Consider the following 16059-nt stretch of genomic DNA (forward strand, 5'->3'; position numbering starts at 1 on the left):
GGGTGGGACTCGTCGAGTGAGCCGTTCGGTGAACCGGTGTACGGCCCTCCGCCGGTCTGAGAGAGCGCCTGATTCACTCTGAGCGGCACTCACACCAAGCCGCGCTCAAGCCGAGTCGCACCCAAGCTGAGCCGCACTCACCCTGAGCCCCGCTGGTGGATCGCTGGTTGAAAATGTTTATCGCATGTCCGGAACTGTTTCCTTTCGTTGACATCACACATGTGACTGCGTCAATGTGGGCGCAACGTGTCGTTGATCGAAGGGAAACACTCGATGCCACGAACGCCCTTACGACCATTCCTGTTCGCCGTCCTGCTGGCCCTCTCCGTGTTCGTGGCGCCCGCGGGCGCTGCCACGGCCCAACCGCAACAAGCCGCCGTGCACGGTCTCAAGGGTGAGTATTTCCGGATGTCGGCGCCAGGTGCCCGCGACTTCGCCCAGCTCGGCGGCATCGTGCTCGACCCGAACATCGACCTGCCCGGCCTCGCCGGCACGTTCGAGTCGCTCACCGGGCGCACCGAGCACACGACCGCCCGCTGGACCGGAAAGATCACGGCGCCGGCGACGGGTGACTACACCTTCTCGATGATCGGGGACAACGGTTTCCGGTTCCTGATCGACGAGCAGCCGGTGATCGACCACTGGGTCGGTGACTGGGACGTCGAGCAGACCAGCGCGCCGGTGCACCTGGTGGGCGGTGAGGCGCACACCGTACGCATAGAGATGTTCCAGGATGTCGGCGGCGCCAACCTGTTCCTGCGGTGGGCGGGTGCCGGGCTGGAGAAGCAGCTCGTGCCCGAGTCGGCGTTCACCCCGCCGGACGGTTTCCAGGTCTTCCCGGTCACGTTCACCGTGGGGCAGGACGGTACGACGGTTGTCGCCGATTTCGACGACAGAATCAACGACGTCGCGCAGGTGACGCAGCATCTGGTTGTCGAGGTCGACACCACGCCGTTCCCGATCAAGTCGGCGCGCATCGACCGCCGCGACGCGACCAAGCTGGTGGTCACGCTCGCCGAGGCGATCCAGCAGGACCAGCGGGTTCGGATCAACTACGACGGTACGGGCGGACTGGTCGTCGGCGGCGAAACGGTTCCGCAGGTCATCCGCTCCGCGACCAACACCTCCACGCACCGCATGACCACGCCGTGGGGCGAGCGGCTCAACAGGAAGCACCCGCTGCCGGAATATCCGCGCCCGCAACTGGTCCGCGAGGACTGGCTCAACCTGAACGGCCCGTGGGAGTTCGCCGGCGCCGAGGCGGGTGAGCAGCCGGTCTTCGGCAAGGCGCTCGGCGAGCGGATCACCGTGCCGTTCCCGGTCGAGTCGCTGCTGTCCGGCATCGAGCGGCGCGAGGACCACATGTTCTACCGCAAGCTCGTCACCGTGCCGTCGGACTGGCGCAACCAGCGGATCAAGTTGAACTTCGGCGCCGTCGACTATCAGGCGAAGGTCTGGGTGAACGGCACGCTCGTCACCGAGCACACCGGCGGTTACACGGCCTTCACCGCCGACATCACCGACGCCCTGCGCGGCCGTGGTCAGCAGGAGATCATCGTCGGGGTCACCGACGTGACCGGGCCGAACCAGCCCAAGGGCAAGCAGTCGCTCAACCCGGGCGGCATCGTCTACGAGCCGTCGTCGGGCATCTGGCAGACAGTTTGGCTCGAGCCGGTCGCCCCGGTCGCCGTCGACCAGGTCATCAGTACGCCGGACGTGCCGACCGGATCGGTGATCGTGCGGATCGCGTCGGCGTCGAACGCGACAGCCACCGTCACGGCACGTGACAAGAGGGGCCGTGTCGCCGGCAAGGTCACCGGCCGGGCCAACACCGACCTGCGGCTGAAGATCGACAAGCCGCGCCTGTGGAGCCCGGACGACCCGTACCTCTACGACCTCGACGTCAAGCTGGGCAAGGACTCCGTGCGCAGCTACTTCGGCCTGCGCGAGGTGAAGGTCCAGAACGTCGGCGGCTTCCCGAAGCTCGTCCTCAACGGCAAGCCGGTCTTCTCCCTGGCCACCCTCGACCAGGGTTTCTGGCCGGACGGCCTCTACACCCAGCCCAGCGACGCGGCCCTGCGGTTCGACCTGGCCGAGACGAAGAAGCTCGGCTTCAACGCGGTCCGCAAGCACATCAAGGTCGAGTCCGCCCGCTGGTACCGGCACGCCGACGAGCTCGGCCTGCTGGTCTGGCAGGACTTCGTCTCCGCCGACATCAACAGCACCGCGGGTCAGGAGGCGTTCCTCAGCCAGGGCCGGGAGATGATGCGGCAGCTGCACAGCTTCCCGTCGATCATCGGCTGGATCGTCTTCAACGAGGGCTGGGGCGAGTGGAACCGGGAGGAGACCGGCCGCATCGCCGAGCAGGTCAAGGCCGCGGACCCGTCGCGCATCCTGAACGCACACAGCGGTGTGAACTGCTGCGCCTCCAAGGGTGACTCCGGCAAGGGCGACGTGATCGACCACCACGACTACGTCAACAACGATCCGCCCTATCCGGACGCGACCCGCATCGCCATGGACGGTGAGCACGGCGGCTTCACCCTGCGCACTCCCGGGCACATGTGGCCCGGCCCGCCGGCCGTGATCTACAGCGGCGTTCCGGACAAGGCCGCGCTGACCGCCAAGTACGTCGACAACACCGAGCGGTTCTACCTCGAGGCCGCCGGCGCCGAACTCTCCGGCTCGGTCTACACCCAGATCACCGACCTGGAGACCGAGCTCAACGGCCTGTGGACCTATGACAGGCGGGAAATCAAGGTCAACACCGCAGATGTACGGGCCATCAACCTCGAAGTTGTCGCAGCCGGAGCAACCGCCGGCGCCGACGCCACGTTCCCCGGCCGCGGCGACTGGTCCCTGGACGAGGGCACCGGCACCACCGCCCAGGACACCGCCGGCGACAGCGACCTGACGCTGACCGGCGACACGAAGTGGGCACCGGGCCTGTCCGGCACCGCCCTGTCCTTCGACGGTGACGGCGACTCCGCCGACACGGCCGCACCCGTGGTCGACACCACGAAGGACTACACGATCGCGGCCTGGGTCACGCTGGACAAGCTGCCCGGCAACTACGCCACAGCCGTCAGCCAGGACGGCCGCGCCCGGGAGAATCCCTTCTACCTCCAGTACGGGCAGGGCGCGTTCGCCTTCAGCACCCCCGGCGGCAACCGGGCGCGGCTGGCCGTCACGCCCGAGCTGAACCGCTGGTACCACCTGGTCGGCGTCCGCGACCACGCCACCGGCGAGGCCCGGCTGTTCGTCGACGGGCAGCGGGTGGCCGCGGTGCCGGCCGGTTCCGACGTGGTGAGCACCGGGCCGCTGTCGGTCGGCCGGGCGAAGTACGCGGGCAACCGGACCGACTACTGGTCGGGGTCGGTCGATCAGGTCCACGCGTACGACCGCGGCCTGACCGACGAGGAGGTGGCAGCGCTGTACTCGGCTGAAAAGCGCTGACACGACTTACCGGAAAACGGCTCACCTCACAGCTCGTGGGGTGAGCCGTTCCGCTTCGTGCGAACCCCAGCCGGCTCCCAGTGCTGCCTCACGGCGTTGAGACAGCACCCACGACCAGCCGAGGTTGTTCGGCCGGCTCTCGGCGGGGCCGGGCTCAGTAGGCGAAGGGCCAGCCGGCGGAGTCGTAGCCGAGGAGGTTGATGCCGAGGCGGGAGGCTCCGTTGTCGGCGTAGTAGTGGTAGACCAGTACGTCGGCGTCGGTGTCGGCGATGACGGCCTGGTGGCCGGGGCCGTGGATGCTGCCGTGGCCGGCCATGACCTGGGTGCCGCCACCGGAGCTCATCGTCTTGCCGCTGCGGTCGACGAACGGGCCGTTCGGGCTGGTCGAGCGGCCCACCATGATGCGGTAGGTGCTTGCGGCGCCCTGGCAGCAGCGGTCGAACGAGACCCACAGGTAGTAGTAGGAGCCGTGCTTGAACATGTGCGGTGCCTCGATCGCACCGCCGTTACGCCCGGCGATCAGGCGCAGGCTGGAGTCGGAGCGCAGGCCCGTCGACGGGTTCAGGGCGATCTGCTGGAGGCCGGACCAGAACGAGCCGAAGTTGAGCCACCAGCGGCCGTTGGTGTCGACGATCAGGTTCGGGTCGATCGCGTTGTAGTTGTCCGAGGTGCGGGACTCGATCACCAGGCCGCGGTTGGTCCAGCTGCCGGAGGCGCCGCTCGGGCTGGTGGCCAGGAAGATCGCCGACCGGTTCGAGCCGAACGTGGAGGCCGAGTAGTACATGAAGTACTGACCATTACGGTACGAGATGTCCGGCGCCCACAGGTTGGCGCTGCCACCGGTGTAGGTCGTGGTCCACGGTGCACCGCCGGGGAAGGCGGCACCGGCCTCCCGGAACGCGGTCCGGTCGGTGGACGTGGTCAGCCGGATGTTGTTACCGGTCTGCGCCACGATGTAGGTGCCGGCGGGCGTCTTGACCATCGTCGGGTCATGCGTTCCGGTAGCGCCCGACACCGCTCCCGGGTTGGGGTAGGAACCCGGCGGAGTGGTCGGTGTGGCCAGCGCGGCCACGGGTGCTGCCTGGTTCGCCGTGGTGCTGGTGCCGCTGAGCGGTTGCACGGCGGCTTCGGCGTGCAGTGCCACTGCGGACATCGCGACGACGACGGCGGCGACCGGTATGACGAGCTTCGCTCGCCGGGGAATCCGGTACTTCGGCATGGAGCCCTCCCTGTCAGCGCCCGTGCGACCCGGTCCCTCAGGGGGATGAGGACCGGGCGGCGAGCGCGGCGGATGTTAGCGTTCACAACGAACGCCAGGGTGCGGCCGACGCCCACGGAAGGCCCGGTGGGGACGGGCCGGAACGCCGAACAGCGCTGTGGGGTCTGGATCCGCTCAGTGCCCCAACGCTTCACGCGGCACTTAGTTTGCCTCCCGAACATTTAACTGTCAATCGAGTGATGTTGATGTGGCGGTCCGACTCGCCGCACACGGGCGTCGGAGCGCTGCTCGGGGGCGTTTACAGTCGGGGGCGGAATTTCGTCCCAGGCACCCGTCCTAGGCACCCGTCCTAGGCACCCGACCCAGCACCCGTCCTAGGCACCCGACCCAGGCACCCGTCCTAGGCACTCGCCCTAGGCACCCGACCCAGGCACCCGTCCGACGCACCCGGAGAGCTCTCTGTGAACTACCCGTTCGACATCGAGGAGATCTTCACCGGCGAAGGGGCGGGCGCCGTCCGGCTGCCGCGGCGGCAGAGCGGCAGCTCGCCGCAGGGCCTGGCCATCACGCTGCTGGCCGACTACACCGTGCGCACCGGAGCCTGGCTGCCGTCAGCGGCCATCGTGGCGCTGCTCGGCGAGTCGGGTGTGAGTGCCGCCGGCGCGCGGACCGCGATCAGCCGGCTCGCCCGCCGCGGCGTTCTGGAGAGCAGCCGGCACGGTCGTTACTCCTCCTACCGGCTCAACCGCGCCGTCGCGGCCCATCTGAGCGCGGGCGGAACCTGGGTCGTTTCGTACGGTGCCGGCACCGGCAGCTGGGACGGCTGGTGGACGCTGCTCGCGTTCTCGCTGCCCCAGGAGGCGGCGGTGCAACGGCGTGCGCTGCGCAATCACCTGCGGTGGACGGGGTTCGCGCCGCTCTACGACGCCCTGTGGATCTCGCCGCGGGAGTTCGCCGCGGAGGCCTGGACCGATCTCGCCGAGGTGAACCTGGACGCCGTGACGGTGTTCCGCGCCCGGCACGTAGATCTCAGCACCGGCGCCGGGCGTAATCCGATCGACGCCTGGGATCTGACTGCTATCGCGGCTGAATATGAGGCGTTCATCCAGCACTGGAGCACGGTCCTGCCGGGGGTGCGCGCCGGGCAGTTCGACGGGGCGCAGGCGGTACAGGCCCGGACGGCGGTGATGGACACCTACCGGCGGTTCTCCACGCTCGATCCGCAGCTGCCGGAGGAGCTGTTGCCGGCGGGGTGGCTGCGGCTGCCCGCGCGTGAGGTTTTTACCGCGGTCTATGACGGGCTGGCTGCGGTGGCCGGGGATCACGTGCGGGCTGTTGCCGCGGGTCACAGCAGCGGTACGGCGCCGGAGATCCACGCGAACACGGTTGCCGATCTGCTGGCGGGTGAGGTTTCCGGGTAGGCGCGGCCGGAGGCGGGCGGTACGCGGCGGTAGCAGGTGCCGGGGACAAGTGCCGGGGACAGGCGGGCGTCTTGACAACCGCCTATGTTAACGATAACACTCTCGCGGAACGGCTGGTTCAGATCCCCGAAACAGAGCCGTGATCGCGTCCCCCGCTGCGCATTGACGCCGATGACCGCCTGGACGCCACTCTCGCGTCTCTCCGGTCGCGTCGACCCGTCCTCTCGTACGAAAGCAGGTCTTTGATGTTGACTTTGTGGATTTTCACGGCTGCTCTGGGCACCGTGCTGGCGGGTGCGACCTTCCGACCGCTCCAGCGCTGTGCGGAATCCTGGTGCTGCCCTGGCCACCGTCATGTTCCGCAATCCCGGTGTCTCCCCCGCCGGTGGGAGTCGGCGGCATGAGCGCCCATCACAACCCGTTGGCCATCCTAGGAGGCTAGGTTCCAGCGGGGGCTCCTAGGATCGGCCCTCACTGGTATCGATATGCCGTCGCCCGACCGGCCGGGGACGAGCGACTCGGCTACTACGCGCTATTGCCGGCCCACCCAGGTGGCGACGCACGCCTCGTTGCCCTCCGAGTCGGCGAGAATCCACCACTTCGGCGCGTGCGCGTCGGAGACCAGGCGGCCTCCGGCGGCGAGGGCAGCGGCGACGCGCGCCTCGGCCTGATCGTGCGGGACGGCGACGTCGAGGTGCATGCGGTTGCGTTGTGGGCGCGGCGCGTCCATCTGCTGCAATCCGAGGCCGGGGCCGCGGCGCGCCGGGTCGGACAGGTAGTCGTCGCCGATCTGGCGATACCCGAGCACGGCACGCCAGAACGGCAGCACGTCCGCGCCGGCGAGCGCGTCGAGGGTGACGTGGACGAGCTGAACGGCGGCCGGGTCGGCGGGGATGTCCAGCTTCCTGGCGGCGGCGGAGATCCGCCGGGCCAGCGAGATGTCGCGCAGAGTCAGGCTGACGGTGACGCCGGTGCCCCGCAGGTCGATGGTGAGATGCTGCTGCTCGGCCTCGCCGGCGAGCCGGCCGATCTCGTCGACGAACGCGATGCCCTCGGCCAGCGAGCCGGTGGGGAAGTGGGCCGAGACCAGGTGATAGAGGGAGCGCCAGTCCTCGACACCATCAGCCGCGTGGAACTGCCCCGCCGTGATCTGCGCAGTCATGCCGGCGAACCTAACATCGGCGCGGCCGACCCGCTGACCGCCGATGGGTGTACCACCAGTGCATCCCAGTTCAGCGACCAGCGCCGTACCGTCGAGGGTGTGAACAACCGAGCCGAAGTGCACGACTTCCTCACCACGCGCCGCGCGAAGATCACCCCGGAGCGGGCCGGGATCCCGGCCGCCGGGCAGCGCCGCGTGCCGGGGCTGCGCCGCAGTGAGGTCGCCGCGCTGGCCGGAATGAGCGTCGAGTACTACGCCAAGCTCGAGCGCGGCTCGCTGGCCGGCGTCTCGGCGGGTGTCCTGGAGGCGATCGCCCGGGCGCTGCAGCTCGACGACGCCGAACGCGGTCACCTGATGCGCCTGGCACAGGAGGCCAACGGCACCAGCGCGCTGATCCGGCCGAGCCGCCGGCCCCGGCAGTGGACCGTACGGCCGAGCTTGTTGTGGACACTCGACGCGATCACCGCCCCGGCGATCGTGGTGAACCACCGGCAGGACCTGCTCGCCGCCAACCTGCTCGGCCGCGCCATGTACAGCGACGTCTACGCCACCGCCGCCGGTGTGCCGAACTTCGGCCGGTTCACGTTCCTCGACAGCGGCGCGCACCGCTTCTATCCGAACTGGAGCCTGGCCGCCGAGATGCTCGTGGCGAACCTGCGCACCGCCGCCGGCAAGGACCCGCACGACAAGGGCCTGCACGATCTCGTCGGCGAGCTGTCCACCCGCAGTGACGAGTTCCGCCGCCGCTGGGGCGCCCACAACGTGCGTATCCACGGCACCGGCGTCAAGACCTTCCACCACCACATCGTGGGCGACCTCGAACTCGCCTACGAGACGATGGACATGCGCGCCGAGGACGGCGCCAACCTGACCATCTACGCGGCCGAACCCAGCTCACCGACCGCACAGGCTCTCACCCTGCTCGCCTCTTGGGCAGCCACCAGCGAGATCGTCCCCGCGGTCTCGGACCGCTGACAGGCGTCCGGAGGACGTGCGAGGAGGTAACGGCATGGAATTCACACGACTGGGCCGGACCGGGCTCAGGGTGAGCCGCATCGGTCTGGGGTGCATGAGCTACGGCAGTGCCACGGCCGGCATGCACCAGTGGACGCTGGACGAGGACGCCGCCGCGCCGTTCTTCCGGCAGGCCGCCGAGCTGGGCGTGACGTTCTGGGACACCGCGAACGTCTACCAGGGCGGCACCTCGGAGGAGTTCGTCGGCCGGGCGATCACCAGGTTCTCCCGGCGGGAGGAGATCGTGCTCGCCACCAAGGTCAGCGGGAAGATGCACGACGGACCGGGCGGCAGCGGCCTGTCCCGCAAGGCGATCCTCGAACAGGCCGACGCCTCACTGCGACGGCTGGGCACCGATTACATCGACGTGTACTACCTGCACCGATTCGACGCCGAGACACCCGCCGAGGAGACCATGCGGGCCCTCGACGACCTGGTGCGGGCGGGCAAGGTCCGCTATCTGGGCGCGTCGTCGATGTGGGCGTGGCAGTTCGCGAAGCTGCAGCACACCGCCGCGGCAAACGGCTGGACGACGTTCTCGGCGATGCAGGACCAGTACAACGTGCTCAAACGCGAGGAGGAACGGGACATGATCCCGATGTGCCTCGACCAGGGTGCCGGCCTGACCCCCTACTCGCCGCTGGCGAAGGGCCGCGCCACCCGGCCCTGGGGACAGCAGACGGCCCGATCGTCGTCGGACAACGTCGCCAAGGCGTTCGACCGCGACGCCGACGAACAGGTGGTCAACGCCATCCAGCGAGTCGCCGAGGGCCGCGGCGTCGCGATGGCCCAGGTCGCTCTGGCCTGGGTGCTGTCCAAGCCCGTGGTCTCCTGCCCGATCGTGGGCGCCACCAAGCCGAACCACCTCCAGGACGCCGTCGCCGCTCTCGAGGTCGGCCTCACCGCCGACGAGGTCGCCGAGCTGGAGGCTCCCTACCAGGCGCAGGACAACTACTGGTGGTGATCGGCACCTGTCTAAACTGACGTCCCCCGGGCGTACCCCCGCCCCATGGACATCAGGGAGCGCCGATGGGAGAGAAGATCGGGCGGTTCCGCAGCGAGGAGGGCCGGGAAGCCTACGTCCGCGCCTATCACGTCGCGATGGCCACCCTCCCCGAACCGGCGGAGACCTTCGACCTCGCCACGTCGCTCGGCACAGTCCGGTCCTATCGATGGGCCGGGAACGATCCTCGTCTCACGCCCGTCGTGCTCCTTCCCGGCCGGAGTTCCGGCGTCCCGATGTGGGCCGAGAACCTGCCCGGCCTCCTGGAGTCCGGGCGCACGCTCATCGCCATGGATGCCGTCGGCGACGCCGGCCTGTCCGTGCAGACGGCACCGATACGGACCTCCGCGATGCAGGCGAGGTGGGTCGACGAGGCGCTCGAGGCGATGGGCATCAACAGGGCGAACACCGTGGGGCACTCCTTCGGGGGCGCCACAGCAGCCCTGCACGCCCTTCACCACCCGGCCCGAGTAGCGACACTCACGCTCCTCGAGCCGGTGTTCGTCCTGCGATGGCCACCGGCGTCCACGTTTTTCTGGGCAACAGTGTCGATTCTTCCCGGCCCGCGGAGCTGGCGGGACCACGCCCTCGCCGCCATCGGCGGGGTGAGCGTCGACGAGGTCCGCGCCGACTCCCCGGTCGGCACCATGATCTCGGCCGCCGCCCAGCAGTTCCGCGCCGACCTGCCGAATCCCCGGCCCCTGAGCGACGACAACCTCGCACGACTCACGATGCCGGCCTACGTCGCGATAGCCGGCGACCAGTCGCTGGCCGGCGGCGAGCGCGCGGCCGCACGCGCGCGGCACCTGCCCCACGCCACCGTCCAGGTCTGGCCCGGAACCACGCATTCCCTGCCGATGCAGGTCCACGAGCAACTCGCCGGCCGCCTCCGCGCCTTCTGGGACGCGAATCCTTGACCTAGGCCCACCACTACGTTCGATGTCGTTCGGTACAGGAGACAACGCCATGCCCCAGCATCAGACGATCATCATCACCGGCGCCAGCGACGGCATCGGTGCCGCTGCCGCCCGGCAGCTGGCCGCCGAGGGCACCACGCTCGTGCTGGTCGGCCGGTCACCGGCAAAAACTGCGGCTGTCGCCCGGGAGGTCGGTGCCGACCACTTCCTGGCCGACTTCACCGATCTGGCCCAGGTCCGTGAGCTCGCGGACCAGTTGCGAGCCGGGTACCCGCGGATCGACGTGCTGGCCAACAACGCCGGCGGCATCATGGGCGAGCGCGTGGTGACCCGTGACGGGTTCGAGAAGACGTTCCAGGTCAACCACCTAGCCCCGTTTCTGCTCACCACCCTGCTGCTCCCGACGCTGACCGCGAGCAAAGCCAAGGTCATTCAGACCGCCAGCGTCGCCGCGAAGCGGTTCGGCCGCTTCGACATCGACGATCTGCAGAACGAGAAGAACTACGAGCCGCAGGTGGCCTACGGCAACGGCAAGCTGGCGAACATCCTGTTCACCCGGGAGCTGCACCGCCGGTACGCGGCCCAGGGCATCAGCGCGGTGTCTTTCCACCCCGGTGTGGTGCGCAGCGGCTTCGCCAGCGACACCACCCACCTGATGCGGTTCGCCTATCACAGCCCGCTGAAGTACCTGATCACGATCAGCCCTGAGCGGAGCGCCCGTGAGCTGGTCCGGCTGGTCCGGGGCACGCCGGGCAGCACCTGGCAGTCCGGCGAGTACTACGAGAGGCGCAAGCCCGCCGCGTCCAGCGCCGCATCCCGCGACATGGACCTGGCCCGGCAGCTGTGGGACCGCAGCGCCCAACTGCTGTCCATCACCACGCCCTGACCCGCTCCCCCTGCCGAAAGGCCCTGCGCACAGGTGACCGTCGGGTGCGCCATCACGGCTATCAGCGCAGCACCCCCGAGCAGGCCGGGCTACCGTCCTTCGGCGGCACACGCCGGGTGGCCGGCCGGCGACGCGCTGCGGGTGCTCGCCAGCTGGGCCGCGACCCAGTCAATCCGCCGAGGCTCCCGCCGATCAACCAAGGTTGTAGAACGCTTCGGCTCATTGAGCCCGCACGGCTCGCATGGTAACGATGGATGTCGATGGAGTGCGTCGACATCCACAAGGGAGTGCCATGCGAGTCGCACGTCCGAGAAGAGCTGTCATCGCCGCCTTCGCGTGGCTGATCCTGACGCCGGTCGCCGCCGTCGCGCAGGAACCGAACACCAGCACCGCCGGCTCGCCGGCCCCCTGGTCCGACGCCTGGACCGGGTCGGCGCAGGGTGTCTACCCGGTCGGCTATTCGGTCGCCCAGCCCGGGCTGCCCGGACCGGCCGGCCCCGGCAACCAGGCGCCCCTGCTGACCGCCGCGTTCCCCGACAACCAGGCGCGGAACCAGACGCTGCGCATGATCGTGCACCCGAGCGTCGAGGGCACGAGCTGGCGCATCCGGCTGACGAACGAGTTCGGCACGCAGCCGGTGACCTTCGGCCGGGCGTACGCGGGCCTGCAGTCGAGCGGCGCCACCGTCAAGCCGGGCACCAACCGGCCAGTCACCTTCGCCGGCCGGCCGGCGGTCACGGTCGCGGCGGGCCGGACGGTGCTGAGCGACCCGGTGGCGATCAGGGTCACCGACGCGCAGGCGCAGCACCTCGCGGTCAGCTTGCACGTGGCCGGGGCCAGTGGACCGATGACCTGGCACGCGGCGGCGTTCACCACGTCGTACCTGACCGGCCCGAACGCCGGCAACCACACCGCCGACACCGGCGACGCGGCGTTCCCACACTCCACGACCTCGTGGTTCTTCGTCTCCGAGGTCCAGGTGCAGCGGCGGGACACCGCCACGGTCGTGGCGTTCGGCGACTCGATCACCGACGGCTTCTTCTCGACGGTGAACGGCGACGACAGGTGGCCCGACGTCCTGCAGCGCAGGCTGGACGAGCGGCGCCCGGGCCATCGCCGGATCTCCGTGATCACGGAGGCGATCGGCGGGAACATGGTCACCCGCATCGGGCGCACGCCGGGCGGCTGCACCCCCTGCGACGGCCCGCCGGCACTCGACCGGCTGAACCGCGACGTCCTCGAACGGCCCGGCGTGAAGGTGGTCATTTTGCTCGAGGGCATCAACGATCTGGGTGGCGGCGGCGCCACAGCGGAACAGGTGATCGCCGGCTACCAGGAGATCGTCCGGCGGGTGCACGCCCGCGGCATCAAAATCATCGGCGCCACCCTGACACCTTCCGCCGGCACCGCCTTCGGCCTCTACGGCACACCGGAAACGGACACCAAACGCAGAACAATAAACACCTTCATCCGTACGGGAGGAGTGTTCGACGGTGTCGCAGACTTCGCCGCGGTGACCGAAGACCCGGCAAACCCGGGCCACCTGCTGGCGGCGTACGACACGAACAGCTCCGCCGGCGGCCCCGGCGACCATCTCCACCCGAACCGGGCCGGCTTCCTCGCGATGGCCGGCGCCATCGACGTGGCCCAGATCGAACGGTTCGCCAAGGAGGCTAGCGGCAAGCGGGCCGCCTGAGGCGATCGGCCCAGGCGGGGCGCTGGTCAGAAACGGCCACGTGGCAGTCGCGCTTCACGCAGCGGCAGCCGCTCGCATTTGCGGGCGGCTGCCGCTCGCACTGCGGGTGGCTGCCGCTCGCACTGCGGGTGGCTGCCGCTCGCATTGCAGGTGGCGGCCGGCGGCGGTTGGTCAGACGCGGGTGGCGGTGACCAGGGTGGGGTTTTCATAGAAGTCGTTGCCGGCGATTGTCAGGGTTGTGCCGTCCCACTGGGTGTCGCAGGTCTGGCTTCGCTCCTCCAGCGCCCAGCCGAGGATGAACGCGCCGGCCGGGATGGTAGCCGGTATTCCGCTGCCCGCGAAGACGAGATCTTTCTGCGTGTACTCCACCTGATTTTCCGGCAAGCCGCGGAGGGTGACGGACAGGGCGTCCCCCGTGATCTTGTACTCCCCGCCGGCGCCGTAATCATCGAAGAACAGCCCCCGCTCGGCGCTCCACTTGCCGGCGCCGATGGTGAGTTCCCCGGTGGCGACCGTGGGCTTGTCGTAGCCGATCCGGGTGACCGTCGACGTCACCTTCCACTTGCCCGCCGCGAAGGCCTCCACCGCCAGGGCGGCGACCGTCGGGCTCTGCCCCGCCGACGTGCCCGGCGTCGTCTTGTTGCTGCACGCGGCGACCGTGGCCGCGACCGCGCCCAGCATCAGGTACTTGAGAGTGGCCCGGCGGCCGATCACTGACGAGGCCGCCCGCAACTGTCCGATCATCGAAATCCCCCCATGTTCCGACCACGTTGGACAGATGATACGAGTCTCCGAGGGTTGACCGTTAATTGCCGGTGGCCGGTCATTTATCAGCCCATTTTCTGTCCGGGGTTGCCCGCTGCCGGAACCCAGGCCGACAGACATGCTGAATGAGACCAACCCGGTGCACTGCACGCGTCAGCGCAAGACAGCTGAGCGGAAGCGCAAAGACGAACGATGGAGGTTCCCATGAACGCCCCTGTGATCGTCGGCTTCGACGGTTCCGCGACTGCCCGCGCCGCCGTCCACTACGGCGCCCGCGAGGCGCTGCGACGCGGTAGCGCCCTGCAGATCACCCACGCCCTGGGCTGGCCGGTCATCCTGCCGCCCTTCCACGCCGGCTACGACCTGCTCGGGCAGGGACCGCGCGTGGCGATGCTCGAGCTGCTGGCGAAGGCCGCGCACGAGGTCCAGGAGGAGCACCCTGATCTGGCGGTGAGCACCCGGCTGCTCGACGGCCCGGCCGGCGCGATCCTCGTCGACGCCTCCCGCGTGGCACAACTGATCGTCGTCGGGCACCGCGGGGCGGGCGGGTTCGCCGGGCTGCTGACCGGCTCGGTCGCCACCCAGGTCGCAGCGCATGCGCACTGCCCGGTCGTGATCCTGCGCGGGGATGATCACCTGTCCGACGACGGGCCGATCGTGGTCGGCACCGACGGTTCCTCTGGTTCCCGTGCCGCGGCCGAGGCCGCCTTCAGGCAGGCTCGGCTGCGCCGTACGGAACTGGTCCTCGCCTACCACTCCCCGCGCAAGAGCTCGGCCGGCGCGATCGCGACGAGCACCCTGCCGTTCTGGGCCACGGTGGGCGACTCCGCGGCGGGCGCGCACGGTGTGGGCGCGCGGTACCCGGACGTCGAGTACCGCACCGAGGTCATCACGGGTGAGTCGGCCGCCGCGGCGTTGATCGCTTTCAGTGAGCGCACCGGGGCCGGCCTGCTGATCGCCGGTTCTCGGGGGCTCGGCGGGTTCCGCGGCCTGGTGATGGGGTCGACGTCGCGCACCTTGATCGACCATGCGCCGTGTCCGGTGATGGTGGTGACGGCGGGCCACGACGCGGATCGCTGACCGGCCGTCACGTCGCTTCACTGATCCGGGGGCGGAGGTGCCGAGTTCCTCACGGACGAGCGCCACGAACTCCTCGTGGGCCGCGCGCATGCGGTCCTCGCCCTCGCGAACAGCCAGGTACCAGGCCTCAGCGGCGCGCCTCGGATCCGCGCTGCACGCCAGTTCCGGTTCAGATCTGTGTGGATCAGACCTCCGGGCCGCGGCCGACCGCCGATCAGGTCGCTTCCCGCAGCCAGGTGCGGCACAGCCACCAGGCGTTGGTGGCGCCGAAGGTGCTGACCGGGTCGATGCCGGTGACCTCGGCGAAGCGCTGAACCCGGTTGCGCACCGTGTTGGGGTGCACGAACAGCTTCCCGCCGGCGACGGTGACGTCCCGGTCGCTCTCCAGCCAGGTCAGGACGGCGCGCGCCACCGGCTCGGCGTTGGATCCGAGGGTGGCCCAGGCGCGCTGGTGCCGGTCGAGGAGCACCGCGGCCAGGTCCGCTCGTTCGGTGAGCGCGGCCAGCCACGCCACGTCGGCGATGTGGACCACCCCGGTGCGGCCGGTCGTTTCGGCGGCGGCGAGTGCGGCGGCGGCAAGGCGCTGTACGGGTGCCAGCTTCTCAGGCTCGGCAGGACCAGCGAGACCCGCGGTCGGCACAGGAGAGGAAGGCACAGGAGAGGAAGGCACCAGAGAGAAAGGCACCAGAGAGGAAGGCTCCCGTGACAGGACGCCGATGAGCAGGTCGTCAACAACAGCGCACAGCACCGGTAGATGTTCGCGCAGCGCTCGTTCAGCGCCCGGCCGGGTGACCAGCACCCACAGCCCGTCGGCGACCGGCAAACCCGCCTCCGCGACCGCCAGCGCAGCAGCCGAACCGCCCTGGAGCAGCCGCCGCAGAATCGCCGCGTCCCGCCCGCCCCGCTGTGGTTCCGTGCCGATCTTCGCAGCCCGGTGCGCGGTGATCAGCCGGGCCCGTACGGCATCGGCCCAGTCGTCGTAGAGCTCCCGCGCGTCGAGCAACCGGTCGGCCCCGACCCCTTCGGAGCCGGCGAGTTCCCGCGCCCGTGCCCAGATCGCGCGTTCGGCGACGTGGATGGCGCTGAGCACCGCCTCGATCGGAACACCCTGCCGGGCCCGGGTGACACCGAGTTCCTCGACGAACGACAGCTCGGCCTCGGTGGGCCCGCGCCGGGCGGCCAGGGCGCGAGTCGCGGCGACGAGAAGCGCCCGCGTGTGCCCGGCGATGTCGGACGGTGGCAGCCCCGCGACCTCACGCACCGTCGTGCGCACCCCGGCGATGACCGACGGCAGCAGGTCCTCGTCGCCCACGACCCGTTCGATGAGTTCGACCACGGCCGTCCAGTCGTCAGCGGGGTGCATGCCGCCATGCTGCCCTGGCCTTGTGGTGGCCCACAACTAGATCCCCGAACGGCATGGCCCGCACCATGTCCAGGCTC

General features: G+C 69.7%; 12 protein-coding genes. 8 read left to right on the top strand and 4 right to left on the bottom strand.

Annotation, left to right across the window (positions count from 1 at the left end):
* Window positions 1-273: 273 nt before the first annotated feature.
* Entirely contained in the window at window positions 274-3456 is a 3183-nt protein-coding gene (locus tag ACFQV6_RS22625) for a LamG-like jellyroll fold domain-containing protein (protein WP_378029543.1), read from the top strand.
* 154 nt (window positions 3457-3610) lie between these two features.
* On the opposite strand, the gene ACFQV6_RS22630 is transcribed toward ACFQV6_RS22625, so the two are convergent.
* Window positions 3611-4675 carry an arabinan endo-1,5-alpha-L-arabinosidase gene (locus ACFQV6_RS22630; RefSeq protein ID WP_378029544.1) on the bottom strand — a complete coding sequence of 355 codons (1065 nt, stop codon included), beginning with the start codon at window positions 4673-4675 and terminating at the stop codon, window positions 3611-3613.
* 461 nt (window positions 4676-5136) lie between these two features.
* On the opposite strand from ACFQV6_RS22630, the gene ACFQV6_RS22635 reads away from it, so the two are divergent.
* Window positions 5137-6096: a PaaX family transcriptional regulator C-terminal domain-containing protein gene (locus tag ACFQV6_RS22635; protein WP_378029545.1), complete on the top strand. Its 960-nt coding sequence runs from the start codon at window positions 5137-5139 to the stop codon at window positions 6094-6096.
* Window positions 6097-6628: 532 nt separating this feature from the next.
* Here ACFQV6_RS22635 and ACFQV6_RS22640 read toward each other — a convergent pair.
* On the bottom strand, window positions 6629-7258 hold the full coding sequence (locus ACFQV6_RS22640; RefSeq protein ID WP_378029546.1) for a VOC family protein: 630 nt from the start codon (window positions 7256-7258) through the stop codon (window positions 6629-6631).
* 99 nt (window positions 7259-7357) lie between these two features.
* Between ACFQV6_RS22640 and ACFQV6_RS22645 the strand changes: the two genes are divergently transcribed.
* From ACFQV6_RS22645 to ACFQV6_RS22665, 5 genes are all read left to right on the top strand, one after another.
* Window positions 7358-8233 (top strand): helix-turn-helix transcriptional regulator, encoded by an 876-nt coding sequence (locus ACFQV6_RS22645; protein ID WP_378029547.1) that lies wholly within the window; start codon window positions 7358-7360, stop codon window positions 8231-8233.
* Between the two features lie 34 nt (window positions 8234-8267).
* Complete coding sequence (locus tag ACFQV6_RS22650) at window positions 8268-9236, top strand: aldo/keto reductase (RefSeq protein ID WP_378029548.1); 969 nt, start codon at window positions 8268-8270, stop codon at window positions 9234-9236.
* 65 nt (window positions 9237-9301) lie between these two features.
* Complete coding sequence (locus ACFQV6_RS22655) at window positions 9302-10192, top strand: alpha/beta fold hydrolase (protein ID WP_378029549.1); 891 nt, start codon at window positions 9302-9304, stop codon at window positions 10190-10192.
* A gap of 49 nt (window positions 10193-10241) precedes the next feature.
* Window positions 10242-11078 (top strand): SDR family NAD(P)-dependent oxidoreductase, encoded by an 837-nt coding sequence (locus tag ACFQV6_RS22660; RefSeq protein ID WP_378029550.1) that lies wholly within the window; start codon window positions 10242-10244, stop codon window positions 11076-11078.
* A gap of 292 nt (window positions 11079-11370) precedes the next feature.
* The gene (locus ACFQV6_RS22665) at window positions 11371-12774 is read left to right on the top strand and encodes an SGNH/GDSL hydrolase family protein (protein WP_378029551.1); all 1404 of its coding nucleotides are present in this window, start codon (window positions 11371-11373) and stop codon (window positions 12772-12774) included.
* Between the two features lie 171 nt (window positions 12775-12945).
* Here ACFQV6_RS22665 and ACFQV6_RS22670 read toward each other — a convergent pair whose 3' ends face one another.
* Window positions 12946-13518 (bottom strand): hypothetical protein, encoded by a 573-nt coding sequence (locus tag ACFQV6_RS22670; protein WP_378029552.1) that lies wholly within the window; start codon window positions 13516-13518, stop codon window positions 12946-12948.
* A gap of 225 nt (window positions 13519-13743) precedes the next feature.
* Between ACFQV6_RS22670 and ACFQV6_RS22675 the strand changes: the two genes are divergently transcribed.
* The gene (locus ACFQV6_RS22675) at window positions 13744-14619 is read left to right on the top strand and encodes a universal stress protein (protein ID WP_378029553.1); all 876 of its coding nucleotides are present in this window, start codon (window positions 13744-13746) and stop codon (window positions 14617-14619) included.
* A gap of 214 nt (window positions 14620-14833) precedes the next feature.
* Here the strand turns inward: ACFQV6_RS22675 and ACFQV6_RS22680 are convergent, their stop codons facing one another.
* On the bottom strand, window positions 14834-15982 hold the full coding sequence (locus ACFQV6_RS22680; protein ID WP_378029554.1) for a helix-turn-helix domain-containing protein: 1149 nt from the start codon (window positions 15980-15982) through the stop codon (window positions 14834-14836).
* Window positions 15983-16059 lie beyond the last annotated feature (77 nt).

Source organism: Actinoplanes sp. GCM10030250 (assembly GCF_042666575.1).
GTDB lineage: Bacteria > Actinomycetota > Actinomycetes > Mycobacteriales > Micromonosporaceae > Actinoplanes.

What these genes read in the sequence shown, in the direction of transcription:
- ACFQV6_RS22625 (WP_378029543.1), top strand. Translation starts at nt 274, where the DNA reads ATGCCACGAACGCCCTTACGACCATTCCTGTTCGCCGTCCTGCTGGCC.
- ACFQV6_RS22630 (WP_378029544.1), bottom strand. Translation starts at nt 4,675, where the DNA reads ATGCCGAAGTACCGGATTCCCCGGCGAGCGAAGCTCGTCATACCGGTC.
- ACFQV6_RS22640 (WP_378029546.1), bottom strand. Translation starts at nt 7,258, where the DNA reads ATGACTGCGCAGATCACGGCGGGGCAGTTCCACGCGGCTGATGGTGTC.
- ACFQV6_RS22650 (WP_378029548.1), top strand. Translation starts at nt 8,268, where the DNA reads ATGGAATTCACACGACTGGGCCGGACCGGGCTCAGGGTGAGCCGCATC.
- ACFQV6_RS22655 (WP_378029549.1), top strand. Translation starts at nt 9,302, where the DNA reads ATGGGAGAGAAGATCGGGCGGTTCCGCAGCGAGGAGGGCCGGGAAGCC.
- ACFQV6_RS22660 (WP_378029550.1), top strand. Translation starts at nt 10,242, where the DNA reads ATGCCCCAGCATCAGACGATCATCATCACCGGCGCCAGCGACGGCATC.
- ACFQV6_RS22665 (WP_378029551.1), top strand. Translation starts at nt 11,371, where the DNA reads ATGCGAGTCGCACGTCCGAGAAGAGCTGTCATCGCCGCCTTCGCGTGG.
- ACFQV6_RS22670 (WP_378029552.1), bottom strand. Translation starts at nt 13,518, where the DNA reads ATGATCGGACAGTTGCGGGCGGCCTCGTCAGTGATCGGCCGCCGGGCC.
- ACFQV6_RS22675 (WP_378029553.1), top strand. Translation starts at nt 13,744, where the DNA reads ATGAACGCCCCTGTGATCGTCGGCTTCGACGGTTCCGCGACTGCCCGC.
- ACFQV6_RS22680 (WP_378029554.1), bottom strand. Translation starts at nt 15,982, where the DNA reads ATGCACCCCGCTGACGACTGGACGGCCGTGGTCGAACTCATCGAACGG.